This is a genomic window from Owariibacterium komagatae (genome assembly GCF_045865535.1).
GTDB classification, from domain to species: Bacteria; Bacillota; Clostridia; order Oscillospirales; family Ruminococcaceae; genus Ruthenibacterium; species Ruthenibacterium komagatae.
On sequence record NZ_AP031406.1, the window covers coordinates 444,741 to 457,845 of the forward strand.

A 13,105-nucleotide genomic window follows, 5' to 3' on the forward strand; every position below is an offset into this window, starting at 1 on the left:
AAGATTCTACCGAAAATCGCAAATTATCACCATTCAACGGGTTCTCTCCAAACATGCAACAAAAAAGCCGTCCGCTTCCTGCTCATATGGATAAAACGTCGTCATTCCACTATTTTCTTTCGAATACGGTACTTTTTTCACATAAAATTCAGAATTTTCCCGCAAAAACGCCTGCACTGTTTCTTCGTTTTCATCCGGATTTAAAGTGCAGGTAGAATATACAAGTCTGCCGCCGGGTTTTACATACTTTGCCGCCGTGCACAGAATCTCGCGCTGGATGCGCAAAAGTTCCGGAAGTCCTTTCAGGTCCTTGCAGCGTATATCCGGTTTTTTCGACAAAATTCCCAAACCGGAGCAAGGCACATCGCACAGCACCGCATCTGCGTCACACAGCTTTTTATCAAATACGGCTGCATCCGCGCAGCGAACCTGCCCGCAGGTCACACCGCACCGCCGGAAGGCCTCTTCAATCAAGGACAGCCGATTCTCCGCCGCATCCCGGGCACAGAGCTGTCCCCGGTTTTCCATATACTGTGCCAGAGTCACACTCTTGCCGCCCGGCGCGGCACAAAGATCCAGCACTTTCTCTCCGGGTCTTGGAGACAAAGCGGCACAGGCGATCTGCGATGCTTCTCCCTGCACATGAAACATTCCTCTTTGGAACGCCTCATCTGCGGCGAGATCCCCGTGAAAATCCACATAGAAGCATCCCGGCACCCGGCCTTCCCGCACGGAGACTCCCTTCTCCTGAAAGTACTTTCGCAAAATCTCCGGACTGGTTTTCAACGAATTCACCCGAATGCACAAATCCGGATGTGAAAAGCTGGCGCGCAGAATTTCTTCACAGCGATCAGGCAGTTTTTCCAAAAACAAAGCCGCTATTTCCGGGGAAACACTGTACACCACGCTCAACCGCTGTATTGGATCGGAAAAGGTTTCCTTCTCCAAATCAATTTCCGAAGCCCGGCGCAACACAGCATTGACCAATCCCGACGCACTGGTTTTCCGCATTCCTTTGGTCAGCAGCACCGATTCGTTAACTGCAGCATGAATCGGAACACCGTCCATCCACCGAATCTGATACAATCCTGCGCGCAAAATAGCCCGCACCACTGCGTCCAATTTGCGCAAAGGGCGGTTTAAACATTTCTGCAGTAAAAAATCAATGGTGAACTGCCGCTCTACCACACCGTAAAAGACAGCGGAAAGGAATGCTTTCTCCCGGGCAGAAAACCGGGGGTTTTTCTCCAGTACATTCTGCAGCACCAGATTGGAATAGCCCCCCTGCTCCTGCCGCAAAAGCGCGTTAACGGCTGCGTAACGAACCTTATCCATGTTTCCCTGTCCTCATTCCAAAACGTCGCCCACGCTAAAGCGGCGCCCTGCGGCCCAGGCGTTGCCCGCCATGGGTTTACTGCCTTCCGGCACAACTTCCACCAGTTCCAGCGCGCCCTCTTTGCATGCAACAATCAGCGGATTCACCGACAAAATCTGTCCGGGAGCGCCGTTCTCCGAATGCCGTTTGGTGCGGCGCACCTTAATTTTTTTGCCATCGTATACAAAATACGCAATGGGCCACGGATTCAGCCCGCGGACAAGATTATGAAGCTGCTGCGCCGGCTGCGCGAAATGGAACAAAGCCATCTCTTTGGACAGCGGTGGTGCCAAGGTTGCCTGATCGTGCTGCTGCGGAACAGGAGCGACCTCTCCCGCGGCAATGCGGCGGATTGCGGTGCACAACAGGGCAGCGCCTGCGCCGGATACTTCTTCAAACAGCTCTCCGCTGGTCATATCCTCCGGAATGGCAACCTTCTGCACAAAAAGGATGTCTCCTGTGTCCAGCCCTTCATCCAGCTGCATGATGGTGACGCCTGTTTCTTTCTCGCCGTGAATAACCGCCCATTGCACCGGAGCCGCCCCGCGATATTTGGGCAAAAGCGACACATGCAAATTGATTGCGCCGTACCGGGGAATTTTCAAAATTTCCGGCGGCAAAATACGCCCATAGGCCACCACGACAATCAAATCCGGTGCCAGCTGGCGAACCTGTTCCACAGCCTGCGGCGTGCGCAGCGTTTTAGGCTGAAAAACATCGATCCCGTGCGCCTGCGCAACCTGCTTCACCGGAGGAGCCGTCAGAATCTGCTTGCGCCCCACGGGCTTGTCCTCACGGGTAAACACCCCGCAAACCTTATACTCTTCAGGAAGAGTCTCCAGCATCGTACGCAAACTCTGCGCTGCGATGTCCGGCGTTCCCATGAACAGAATTCTCATGATTTATTCCTCTTCTTCGATCTCGTCTTCTTCCAGATCTTCATAGAAATACTCTGCGCGGTCCAAAATGGTAACCCCGTTTAAGTGGTCGTTTTCGTGGCAAATGCAGCGTGCCAGCATTCCTTCTGCCTCAATTTCAAAAGGATTGCCATTTCGGTCAAAGGCACGCGCCTTCACTTTGGCCGGCCGACGTACCGCACCGTTGCGTCCCGGGAAGGAAAGGCATCCCTCATACTGCATAATCTCGCCTTCCGTCGAAAGGATTTCCGGGTTGATAAACTCCAGATACTTTGTCTCGTAATCCTCCGGACGCTCGCCGTCTTCCGGCAAATCCCGTTCGTCAATGCTGATAAAAATCCGCCGCATGACGCCAACCTGAGGTCCTGCCAATCCATATCCGTTAGCATCCGCCAGTGTTTCCCGCATGTCATCCAGCAGCTGCGCCAAACGGTCATCAAAAGCCGTTACAGGGCGGCACTTCTTTTTCAAAATCGGATCTCCATCCTGCACAATCGTTCTCAAAGCCATCTTATAAACCTCCCAATCAAATATCCGCATCGGAATAAAAGTCAAGATAAACCGAAGCCTGCGATGCAAGTCCCTTTTCATTGTATGCGTCCAGCACTGCACGCATCAGTTTTCGAAAAGCCGTATCGTTGCGGCATTTCAACGTTAATTTATATCGATAATGGTGATTGACCATCGCCACGTTCATGGGCGCAGGCCCCAGTACCCGCAGCGGGACGTTCGTCATGCGCCGGGCATTTTTCTGTACCAGCTGCGCGAATTCGTAAGCGGCGCGCATCACCTTCTCATCCTCAGCCCCGCTGAATCCCACCATGCAAATGGCACAAAAAGGCGGGTAAAGATTCAATTTGCGAAACTGAATTTCCTGGTCATAAAACGAACGGTAATCCTGGCAGGCCGCCAGCTTCAGCACCGGATGCTGCGGATCTACTGTTTGAATCAACGCGCGGCCCGGACGATCGGACCGTCCACCGCGTCCAACCACCTGCGTGATCAGACTGAACACATTTTCGAACGCGCGAAATCCCTGCGCAAACAGCAACTGATCAATGCCGAGAACCCCGACCAGCGTTACCTTTTCAAAATCCAAGCCCTTGGCTACCATTTGCGTACCGAGCATAATGTCGTATTCGCCGTTTGCAAAACGGCGAAGCATGGTCTCGTGAGCATTCTTTCCGGACGTGGAATCCAAATCCATACGCAGGACGCGCGCCCTGGGGAAGCGTTCTTTTAACTCCTCTTCCACACGCTGTGTTCCAAACCCGGTATACTTCATTTTTCCGCCACAGGTCGGGCAGATTTCCGGCACCGGTGAAATGCTCTTTCCGCAGTAATGACACAGCAATTTATGATCTGCTTTATGATACACCATCGGGACACTGCATGCATCGCACTTGATCACTTCGCCGCATGCGGTACACATTCCCACTGTTTTATAACCGCGCCGATTCAATAGTAAAATACTTTGTTCTCCGCAATCCAGATTGCGCTGCAGCTCCTGTGCCAAGCGGTTGCTGATCGCACCGGAATTCCCCTGCGCCAGCTCTTCCCGCATGTCCACCATGGCCACATCCGGCAACGGCATTCTGTTGTACCGTTCGGTCAGTTCCACCAAATGATACCGGCCGGCACAGGCTGCATGATAACTCTCAATCGACGGTGTTGCGCTGGCAAGCAGCAACAAAGCACGATGTGTTACTGCGCGGCGCTTGGCAATGTCGTGTGCCAAAAAGCGCGGAGCATTTTCCGAATGGTATGTGTGCTCCTGCTCTTCATCGATGATAATGACACCAATCCGTGAAAGCGGTGCAAAAATCGCACTGCGGGTCCCCACCACAATATCCGCGCCGCCCGTTTGAATCTCCCGCCATTGAAGAAGGCGCTCTGTGTTGGAAAGCGCAGAATGCTGAACCGCCACCCGGCTGCCAAAGGCCGTTTTTAAGCGATAAATCATCTGCGGCGTCAGCGATATCTCCGGCACAAGCACCAATGCCTGTTTTCCCTGCGCGATTGCCTTTTCGATCAATTTCAAAAATACAAGCGTTTTTCCGCTGGAGGTGACCCCATGCAACAGAGCGGCATGAGGATTTTCGTCATCCATGAAAGAAGCCAGCTGAACAAAAGCCTTTTGCTGGGCCGGACTCAGCGCAGGCGTTTCTCCAGACGCGGTGTAATGTTCATACAGAGAAAGCGTACGGTCACGCTGGGTGCGGATCAGAGTTCCCTGCGCACACATACGATCCAAAACATTTTTGCTGATTCCGATTTCCAGCAGCTGCGTCTGCGTCAAGGGCCCTTGCTCCAAAGCATCCCACACCGCACGCTGTTTTGAAGTCCATTTGGACGGAACGGCTCCACGCTGGTATACATTTTCTGTATGCCGAACAATTTGCTTTTGAAGCCGCGGTTTTCCCCCTTCATTTACCGCTTTATACTGCGCGCCATAGGGGATCACCGCTTTTACCGCTTCGTAATATGTGCAAAAGGTCTTTTCTCTCAACTCATGCACCAGTTCCAAAAGTTCCGGAGAAAGACGCGCTTCTTCGGGGGCAACATCGTAAATTGCTTTCAGTCGCTTGTCCGGCTGTTCCTGGCAATCCACTGCCAGAACAACACCCATCCTTGCTTTGGCGCTGCCGCGTCCGAACGGAACAAGGACCATACTGCCGATCTGAACACGCTCAGACAAAACATCCGGCACCAGATAGGTATAAAGTTTGTCAAAATGAATGGTAGCTCCCGCCACCGCTACCTGTGCCGTGATTGCCAAAAGCTCCGCTCCTTATCTGTTCATTCTTCCAATCGCTTGCGCAAAATGGAATAAACTTTCTCAGCACAACGGTCCACGTCATCGTTGACGACCGAAAAATCATACTGTGCTTTGCGTTCAATCTCTTCCTGCGCTCTTGCAAGCCGCTTTTGAATGACATCTTCCGGCTCTGTTCCACGGCCGTGGAGACGTCGGCTCAACTCTTCCAGGCTGGGCGGCATAATAAACACCAGCGTGGAATCCGGATACAACTTCTTAATATTGGCTGCACCGATCACTTCAATCACCAACACCACGGGAATTCCCGCGTCCAGCCGCCGATCGACTTCGGATTTCGGCGTGCCATAATACCGATCACAGTAATGCACATACTCCAGCATTTCGCCGCGCTCGATCTTCTGTTCAAACGTCTCATTGGTCATGAAATAATAATCAATTCCCTCTTTTTCACCATTGCGAGGTGCACGGGTTGTAGCAGAAACCGACAACTCGATTTCCGGATACTTTTCCATCATGCGGCGAACGACTGTGTCTTTTCCCGCGCCCGAAGGGCCGGAGACAACCAGCAGATGACGCTCCTTATTCATCTTCCAATTCCTCCTCATCTTCGGATGTATCTGTGAAGCGATTTGCCACCGTCTCGGGCTGAATTGCCGACAAAACCACATGATCCGAATCCGTTATGATTACCGCACGAGTCCGGCGTCCATAGGTCGCATCGATCAGTGTTCCTTTATCTCGGGCCTCCTGCACAATCCGCTTAATCGGTGCAGACTCCGGACTGACGATTGCTACCAAGCGGTTCGCACTTACCATATTGCCAAATCCTATATTGATCAGCTTCATAAAAGTGTTCCCTCTCCTATCCTAAATCGTACGTCATTCAATATTTTGAATCTGTTCCCGGATCTTCTCGATTTCACCCTTCATATCGACTACCATGCGGGTAATTTCCAGTTCGTTGCATTTGGAACCAATGGTATTTGTCTCGCGGTTCAGTTCCTGTGTCAAGAAATCCAATTTTTTTCCGATGGGAGAATTCATCTCCAAAAAATCTCTGTACTGTGCAATGTGACTGTGCAAACGAACCGTTTCCTCATCCACGGCCGTCTTGTCCGCAAAAATCGCCGCCTCCGTCAAAAGACGAGCTTCATCAATGTTCCGGTCTTCCAGGATAGTCTGCAGCTTTGTATAAAGCTTTTCGGTATAGCGCGATACTCGGCCCGCGCTGTTTTCTTCAATAGCCGACACTGTTTTTTCCAGAAATGCCAAACGGCCAAGGATATCCTCTTTGAGCTTTGCTCCCTCCACGCCGCGCATCTCCACAAAGTTGGCCAGAGCTTTCTGTGCCACCGTCTGAACATCCTGCCAAATCTGTTCCTCATCCTGCGGAGCCTTCTTGGCAGTAAACACATCCGGGAGACGAATCAAAGATGATGCTTTCAAATCATTCGCAATGTTCAGTTCCGCGCACAACTCATTCAGCGCATTGGAATATTGGCGCGCCAATTCCACGTTTGGAACGATTTCCGTATCAACCGTTTCCAAATTCTGCACCGTCAGGCCCAATTCAACCTTTCCTCGGGAAATATCGGCCGAAAGAAGTTTTTTCAGCCGATCATCCAGAAAGGCATAGCTGCGCGGCATACGCGAAGAATATTCGAAAAAGCGCGAATTCACACTTTTGATTTCCACCGTGATATCGCGGCCATGCAATACTTCCTCCGCACGGCCGTATCCCGTCATGCTTAAAATCATATTCCTTTCCTCTTTCACCAAATAATAGTTAGGTTTATTGTACACTTTTTCCAGATTATTTGCAAGAAAAAGGGAGTGTGTCCACTCCCTGAATCTCCTTTATTTTATGTCTCAAAATTGTTTTAAAAAAGAAACAAGCGCACTCCTGTACAAGGGGAATCTGCTCTCCGGGCACAATTTGCCTGCTGCCCACAGCGCAAGCAATTCCTCCCAGTCTACAAGAATCGCCTGTACGGTCTCCTGTTCATCCAGCACCACCTGAGGAAGAGCAAAATTCATGCGAACCGCATACGTGTCCACAAAACGATCTTTCAGTCGGATACTGTGTATCAGATACATGTTTTCCGGATCCGCCCTCAGCCCGGTTTCTTCTCGCAGCTCCCGAACAGCACCACACAGACTGCTCTCTCCCGCCTGAATTGCGCCGCCTGTACATTCCCACATCAATCCTTTCGGCTTAGAAGGATGCCTCTGTGTCAGCAGCACTTTGTTTTCGAAGTTGACCGTCCACACATCTCCCACCAGATGATAGTCCCCCGGTGCCAGCGGCTCTCCCCGAACGTGCGTTCGACCTGTAGGAGCGCGGTTCACATCATACACATCCCAAAGCTCTGCCATACCCGTCCCTCCGTTCTGTAAAAAAAGGAGGTTCCGCGCAAACGCGCAGAACCTCCCTGATATTTACCCCCAATTTTTCAAAAAAACAAACAGCATATTTCTCCACCTCAAAACAACAGACTGCTTTTCGAATGGAACACAAATTTCACTTGTTCTTTTAACATATTTTACCATATGTAGCTGTGTTTGTAAACTCCCCGACTCATTCGTCGAAAGAATCATCTTCATCCGTCATGAACTCACGACTCGTCACGCGTTTTTCCATTCGCTCTTTTTCAATCATACCCGAAAGCATTTCTTTCACATGCATTGCGTCCCGAATCCAGCAAATATCAAATTCCGGAGTAGACTTGTCAGCCGAACAGCAATGGATTGTTCCCAAGCCGAACATTCTCTCCCATAAAGAGCGTCTTAAAGTTATATCCATAATGCGATACAGTCGAATTTCTTCTTCCTTGGTATTCAAAATTCCCGACTGGATTAAGAGTTTTTCGGGTGTTAAAGAATATTTGGTAAAAGTCCACGGCAAACCGAAAACAATTCGTTTTCGATCGCTCCAGACGATGTTTCTCTTTATATCCATGTTTGTTCCGCCTCCTTTGCCCTTATTGTATCAACCCGCACTTTTGAAATCAATAAACAAACCGTAAACATCTCTCTAAAAACCAAAAGGTCCGTGCAGAGCGAATCTCTGCACGGACCTTCTTCAACCATTTTTAAACCGGATGAGATTTACCGGCAAAATCCACATGATCGCCGTCAACACCCATCAGTTTGTTGTTGCGCTTTTCGAAGAATTTCGGCGCAACCTGCGGGAACATAGCGTAAGTCAGAACGTCCTCTTCCTGACGCACCCACTTGGCAGCTTCTGCTTTCAGCTTCTCCATCTCAGGCTCCAGCGTATCCGCGAAGCGGCAGGTGATGGGCTGCTCGTCACCCAGAATACGTTTGGTGAACTCGGGGCTGATGGGAGCCGGGGTCTTGCCGTAATCGCCATGAACCAGTCCCTTGAACTCCTTGGTGACCATCTTATAGCGCTCGCCCAGGATGACATTGAAGACAGCCTGCGTACCTACGATCTGGCTGGTCGGAGTAACCAGAGGAGGATAGCCGGAGTCCTCACGTACACGGGGAACTTCTGCCAGAACCTCTTCCAGCTTGTCCTCTTTGCCGGCGTCCTTCAGCTGTTTGAGCAGGTTGGAAAGCATACCGCCCGGAACCTGATACAGCAGCGTATTCGCGTCAACGCCCAGCATCTTCGGATTCAGCTGGCCGGAAGCCAAGTATTTCTCACGCAGTTTTGCGAAGTGCGCACGAACCACGTTCAGTTTCTTCATATCGAGACCCGTGTCGTACTCGGTTCCCTGCAGCGCAGCCACCAGGCTTTCCGTCGGCATATGAGAAGTACCCAGAGCCAGCGGGCTGATAGCGGTATCCACAATGTCAGCGCCAGCTTCAATGCCCTTCAAGATGGACATGGAAGCCAGACCGGAAGTATAGTGGGAGTGAATGTCCACAGGAATCTTAACGGTCTTTTTCAAAGCAGCAACCAGATCGCTGCACGCATACGGAGTCAGCAGGCCGGCCATGTCCTTAATGCAAATGCTGTCAGCGCCCATGCTCTCCAGAGTCTTAGCGTAATTTGCAAAGTACTCATTGTTGTGCACCGGGCTCAGCGTGTAGCTGATGCAAGCCTGAACATGTGCTTTCTCTTTTTTGGAAGCTTTGATGGCAGTCTCCAAGTTGCGGGGATCGTTCAGCGCGTCAAAGATACGCAGAATATCGATACCATTCGCAACAGACTTCTGAACAAAATACTCCACCGCGTCATCCGCATACGGGCGATAACCCAGCATGTTCTGGCCGCGGAACAGCATCTGCAGATTGGTCTTCGGGCACTCACGACGGATCGTGCGCAGGCGCTCCCAAGGATCTTCGTCCAGGAAACGAATGCAGGAGTCGAACGTCGCACCGCCCCAGCACTCCAAAGAATAGTAGCCAATCTCATCCATCGTAGACAGGATGGGAAGCATCTCATCCAGTGTCATACGGGTCGCGATCAGGCTCTGATGCGCATCACGCAGTGCGCATTCTGTTATTTTGATTTTCTTAGCCAAAATGTTTCACCCCGTTCTCAATTAGTTGAGAGATACCAGCACGTCGCCAACGTTGACAACGTCGCCCTTGCTGCAGTTGACAGAAGCAACCGTACCATCCTGCGGAGCAACGATCTCGTTCTCCATCTTCATAGCTTCCAGAATGCACAGCACGTCGCCAGCTTTCACAGAAGCGCCATTGGAAACCTTCACGTCCAGGATGTTGCCGGGCATGGGAGCGGTGACGGTGATGGCACCAGCAGCAGCGGGAGCAGCTTTCGGCGCGGGAGCAGGAGCAGCAGCGGGAGCTGCGGGTGCAGGAGCAGCGGGAGCTGCAGCGGCGGGAGCGGGCGCAGCAACAGGAGCGCCGCCGGCGGTTTCTTCGACAGTAACACTATAAGCAGTGCCGTTCACGGTTACATTAAAAGTTTTCATGTTGGAGTTCCTCCCAATTTATGATGTCTTTAGATTCTTACCGATTACAGAGACATATTGCCGTGTTTTTTCGGCATACGCTGTGTACGCTTGGTAGACAGCATGTCCAGAGCGCTGATCAACGTTGCACGCACCGAAGCGGCATCCACAGCGAAATCAGCCAGGCCGGCTTCCACCGCACAAGCAGCACTGCACTCTTCAGCAGCATATTTGGCCGCCAGTTTCTGAGTGTCGCCTGCGATGTTGTTGCCTTTTTCCAGTTCCTCTTTGTACAGAACAGTAACTGCCGTTTTCGGATCCAGCGGAGCAATAGTGCAGCCTTCAACCGCAATGGTCAAATCGGCATTTGCCAGCGCCGTATACGCAGTGCCCACTGCTTTACCAGTCACAACCGCTACCTTTGCTGTGGTCGCATCCGCATAAGTGCCGGTCAAACGCGCAGCCTCACGCAGGCCGCCCGCCTCTTCGTCAGAAGAACTGGCCACAAAGCCGTCGGTATTGACGACCGTGACAACCGGAACACTGAACGCATCGCACAGACGAACAAAACGCGCCGTTTTGGAAACGCACTCGCGGCACAGAGTTCCCTCAGTTGCCACAATGCCGACTACGCTTCCGCCGACCGTTGCCAGAGCGGTGAACACATGCTTGCCGAAGCCGGCATACAGCTCCACTGCACTGTCCGCATCAACCAATGCCTTAACGGCATCAGCAGCAGTATATTTCGCCAGGTTCAAAACACCTGCAGGCGCAGCCGCCTCGAAAACCGCAGCTCCCGCCAGGTTATTGGCCGGCAGCAAAGCCACCAGCTCAGCCGCTTTTACAGCCGCTGCTTCCGCGTTGTCAACCACGATGGTCGCAACACCCGCTTTTGCAGCGTATTCAGCGGAACCAGCATTCTCAACCTTATCTCCAGCAGCAGCACTGGTGAACGGAGCGGTCAGGAACAGTTCGCCTTCCTTGCTCATCACGCAGATGTCCGCACCGGCCGCAGCCAGCGCACTACCGGCACCGCAAACGCCGGTCACGACCGCGATCTGAGGCACGACGCCGGACAGTTTGGCAACAGCCGCAGCAACATTCGCGCTTCCCGACAAAGCTGCCAGTCCCTCTTCCAATTTTGCACCAATGGAATTGTAGAAAGTAACGACCGGATTGCCGGTTTTACCCGCCATGTCCAGAACCTTTACCACTTTCTCCGTATCTTTCGCGGACACTGCCGCACCATTTTGGCATACAGCGTACACGGGCGTGCCGTTTGCGCTGCCGAAAGCAGCCGTCACAGCGCCGTTTGCATCTGCATACAGCGTCTGATAGGCACCTTCATCAAAAAATTTAGCAAGGACTTCCTTGCCGGATGTTGCTTTTGCCATGAACAGCCCTCCTGCATAAAATTCCAAATTACTACTATTATACTATTTTGATAAAACAATAACAAGTCCTTAATGTGCCGAAAACTGCAAATTATTTGCAAAGTGAAAAAATTTTGTCGATGGGAACAGGGTCCGGCTCACCTTTGCAGAAGATGCTCCGCCATTTGCAAAGACGTTCATCTTCTTCACGGACCGAAAAACAAGTACAACCAGCATTTTGTCCCGCCGCCACACAAGCCCGAACCGCACCATCAATGCAGGCTGTATTTTCTACGCCACAGTCCAACACGCGAACCACCGGTTTTTCCAGGCGATACAAAATATATCCTAAATAGTTGCTTCCTTCCATCACAACGTATCCGTCCAGCTCGCCTTCAAATCGCCCATCGTTCAGCAGATCGATTACGTCCTGCTCCAGAATCGGCCGCATGGCAATCATTTTTCTCTTTGCCTCCTTCTCGCAGCCACAGCGCCTTTCGGTGCACGCACCCCGTGCGGCCGCATCAACTTTTTGGCGGCGTTCGCCTGTGTATTGCGGGCGATCTGCGCAGTAACTTTTCCTTTCTGCGCCGCTGCACGCAGCGCATTCACTTCTCCCGAAGTCAGTTCCCGGTACTGGCCCGGCTGAAGCATTCCCAAACGCACCGCGCCCAGTGCAGAACGTTTCAACCGGATGACATCCAGGCCGACCGCCTCACACATCCGACGAATCTGACGGTTTTTCCCTTCGCGAATGGTCATTTCCAAAACCGTCCGCTCCGGTTCGTCAGTCACCACATGGATCACCGCCGGCAACGTTTTTGTGCCGTCATCCAGTACAACGCCGTCTGTTAAAGCGATGATTTGTTCTTCCGTCGCATGAGGCCGGACCGTAACCCGGTACAGCTTCGACACGCCATGACTGGGATGCGTGAGCAGATTCGCAAAATCACCATCATTGGTAAACAGCAAAAGGCCCTCGCTGTCTTTGTCCAAGCGCCCCACCGGATAAACACGGGCCGGAACGTCTTCCATCAGTTCCATAACCGTTTTACGTCCCCGCTCGTCACTGGTGGTCGTGATATATCCACGGGGCTTGTTCAGCATGTAGTAATACTTTTCCGTGCGGCGGGGCACATATACGCGCTGCCCGTCCACACTGAGCACATCCCGCGCCGGGTCCATTTTGTCCCCCAGGGAAACAGGATGTCCGTTCACCTTCACGCGCCCCTGCTCAATCAGCTGTTCCGCAGCGCGACGCGAACACACCCCTTGCTGTGCCATTACCTTTTGAATTCGTTCACTGGCCATAAATCCAATCCTTTACTTTTTATTCTGCGCAGATGCCTGTCCAAAAAAGGGGCGCAATGCGCCCCTCTCAGCTCTGCTTTTGCTCTGAATTCTTCTCCTTTTTGGAAAACAAGTCGGAAACCTTGTCCACCATTTCCGGCATCATGCCAATGGCCCGATCCAGACTGTTGGATGTATCCGACAGCTGAAGAAGGCGCACGTTGCCCTCATGAACAACCAAAAACGCAATGGGAGAAATGGAAACACCGGCGCCACTGCCCCCTCCGAACAGTTCTTTGGATGTTTTCGTTGGAAAATCCGAACCGCCGGAAGCAAAACCAAAAGTGACTTTTGAAACCGGCAGGATCATTGTTCCGTCTGCCATATTGATCGGATTGCCAATGATGGTATTGGAATCCACCATGCTCTTTATCTTCTCCAGGGTAACGTCCATCAAACCTTGAATCGGATGTTCGCTCATAAGA

At 51.9% G+C, this 13,105-nt stretch carries 15 protein-coding genes; all 15 read right to left on the reverse strand.

What is annotated here, in order from left to right:
• Positions 1-33 precede the first annotated feature (33 nt).
• The 15 genes from rsmB to ytfJ all read right to left on the reverse strand — a co-directional run bounded on the left by rsmB (position 34) and on the right by ytfJ (position 13,101).
• On the reverse strand, positions 34-1,335 hold the full coding sequence (gene rsmB / locus ACKTS9_RS02300; protein WP_349215403.1) for a 16S rRNA (cytosine(967)-C(5))-methyltransferase RsmB: 1,302 nt from the start codon (positions 1,333-1,335) through the stop codon (positions 34-36).
• Positions 1,336-1,347: 12 nt separating this feature from the next.
• Positions 1,348-2,274, reverse strand: coding sequence for a methionyl-tRNA formyltransferase (fmt, locus tag ACKTS9_RS02305; protein WP_349215402.1), 927 nt, complete (start codon positions 2,272-2,274; stop codon positions 1,348-1,350).
• Positions 2,275-2,277: 3 nt separating this feature from the next.
• A complete protein-coding gene (gene def, locus ACKTS9_RS02310) occupies positions 2,278-2,802 on the reverse strand; it encodes a peptide deformylase (protein WP_349215401.1) in 525 nt (174 codons plus the stop codon).
• 16 nt (positions 2,803-2,818) lie between these two features.
• Positions 2,819-5,071, reverse strand: coding sequence for a primosomal protein N' (gene priA, locus ACKTS9_RS02315; protein ID WP_349215400.1), 2,253 nt, complete (start codon positions 5,069-5,071; stop codon positions 2,819-2,821).
• Positions 5,072-5,091: 20 nt separating this feature from the next.
• Complete coding sequence (gene gmk / locus ACKTS9_RS02320) at positions 5,092-5,658, reverse strand: guanylate kinase (RefSeq protein ID WP_349215399.1); 567 nt, start codon at positions 5,656-5,658, stop codon at positions 5,092-5,094.
• Entirely contained in the window at positions 5,651-5,917 is a 267-nt protein-coding gene (remA, locus tag ACKTS9_RS02325; protein WP_349215398.1) for an extracellular matrix/biofilm regulator RemA, read from the reverse strand. Before remA ends, gmk begins: the two co-directional genes overlap by 8 nt.
• Positions 5,918-5,950: 33 nt before the next feature.
• A complete protein-coding gene (locus tag ACKTS9_RS02330; protein ID WP_349215397.1) occupies positions 5,951-6,829 on the reverse strand; it encodes a YicC/YloC family endoribonuclease in 879 nt (292 codons plus the stop codon).
• Positions 6,830-6,940: 111 nt separating this feature from the next.
• Positions 6,941-7,447: an NUDIX hydrolase gene (locus ACKTS9_RS02335; RefSeq protein ID WP_349215396.1), complete on the reverse strand. Its 507-nt coding sequence runs from the start codon at positions 7,445-7,447 to the stop codon at positions 6,941-6,943.
• 202 nt (positions 7,448-7,649) lie between these two features.
• Entirely contained in the window at positions 7,650-8,030 is a 381-nt protein-coding gene (locus ACKTS9_RS02340) for a PH domain-containing protein (protein ID WP_349214849.1), read from the reverse strand.
• 133 nt (positions 8,031-8,163) lie between these two features.
• Positions 8,164-9,564: an oxaloacetate decarboxylase subunit alpha gene (locus tag ACKTS9_RS02345; protein WP_349214850.1), complete on the reverse strand. Its 1,401-nt coding sequence runs from the start codon at positions 9,562-9,564 to the stop codon at positions 8,164-8,166.
• 21 nt (positions 9,565-9,585) lie between these two features.
• A complete protein-coding gene (locus tag ACKTS9_RS02350) occupies positions 9,586-9,978 on the reverse strand; it encodes a biotin/lipoyl-containing protein (RefSeq protein ID WP_349214851.1) in 393 nt (130 codons plus the stop codon).
• 44 nt (positions 9,979-10,022) lie between these two features.
• Complete coding sequence (locus ACKTS9_RS02355; protein WP_349214852.1) at positions 10,023-11,351, reverse strand: carboxyl transferase domain-containing protein; 1,329 nt, start codon at positions 11,349-11,351, stop codon at positions 10,023-10,025.
• 91 nt (positions 11,352-11,442) lie between these two features.
• Positions 11,443-11,790 (reverse strand): hypothetical protein, encoded by a 348-nt coding sequence (locus ACKTS9_RS02360; protein ID WP_407878732.1) that lies wholly within the window; start codon positions 11,788-11,790, stop codon positions 11,443-11,445.
• Positions 11,787-12,641, reverse strand: coding sequence for a pseudouridine synthase (locus tag ACKTS9_RS02365; protein ID WP_349214854.1), 855 nt, complete (start codon positions 12,639-12,641; stop codon positions 11,787-11,789). The genes ACKTS9_RS02360 and ACKTS9_RS02365 overlap by 4 nt, the downstream gene beginning before the upstream one ends.
• A 67-nt stretch (positions 12,642-12,708) precedes the next feature.
• The gene (ytfJ, locus tag ACKTS9_RS02370) at positions 12,709-13,101 is read right to left on the reverse strand and encodes a GerW family sporulation protein (protein ID WP_349214855.1); all 393 of its coding nucleotides are present in this window, start codon (positions 13,099-13,101) and stop codon (positions 12,709-12,711) included.
• Between the last annotated feature and the right edge of the window lie 4 nt (positions 13,102-13,105).

Coding starts and splice junctions, on each gene's coding strand:
- rsmB (WP_349215403.1), bottom strand. CDS start 1,335: ATGGATAAGGTTCGTTACGCAGCCGTTAACGCGCTTTTGCGGCAGGAG.
- fmt (WP_349215402.1), bottom strand. CDS start 2,274: ATGAGAATTCTGTTCATGGGAACGCCGGACATCGCAGCGCAGAGTTTG.
- def (WP_349215401.1), bottom strand. CDS start 2,802: ATGGCTTTGAGAACGATTGTGCAGGATGGAGATCCGATTTTGAAAAAG.
- gmk (WP_349215399.1), bottom strand. CDS start 5,658: ATGAATAAGGAGCGTCATCTGCTGGTTGTCTCCGGCCCTTCGGGCGCG.
- remA (WP_349215398.1), bottom strand. CDS start 5,917: ATGAAGCTGATCAATATAGGATTTGGCAATATGGTAAGTGCGAACCGC.
- ACKTS9_RS02330 (WP_349215397.1), bottom strand. CDS start 6,829: ATGATTTTAAGCATGACGGGATACGGCCGTGCGGAGGAAGTATTGCAT.
- ACKTS9_RS02335 (WP_349215396.1), bottom strand. CDS start 7,447: ATGGCAGAGCTTTGGGATGTGTATGATGTGAACCGCGCTCCTACAGGT.
- ACKTS9_RS02340 (WP_349214849.1), bottom strand. CDS start 8,030: ATGGATATAAAGAGAAACATCGTCTGGAGCGATCGAAAACGAATTGTT.
- ACKTS9_RS02350 (WP_349214851.1), bottom strand. CDS start 9,978: ATGAAAACTTTTAATGTAACCGTGAACGGCACTGCTTATAGTGTTACT.
- ACKTS9_RS02355 (WP_349214852.1), bottom strand. CDS start 11,351: ATGGCAAAAGCAACATCCGGCAAGGAAGTCCTTGCTAAATTTTTTGAT.
- ACKTS9_RS02360 (WP_407878732.1), bottom strand. CDS start 11,790: ATGATTGCCATGCGGCCGATTCTGGAGCAGGACGTAATCGATCTGCTG.
- ACKTS9_RS02365 (WP_349214854.1), bottom strand. CDS start 12,641: ATGGCCAGTGAACGAATTCAAAAGGTAATGGCACAGCAAGGGGTGTGT.
- ytfJ (WP_349214855.1), bottom strand. CDS start 13,101: ATGAGCGAACATCCGATTCAAGGTTTGATGGACGTTACCCTGGAGAAG.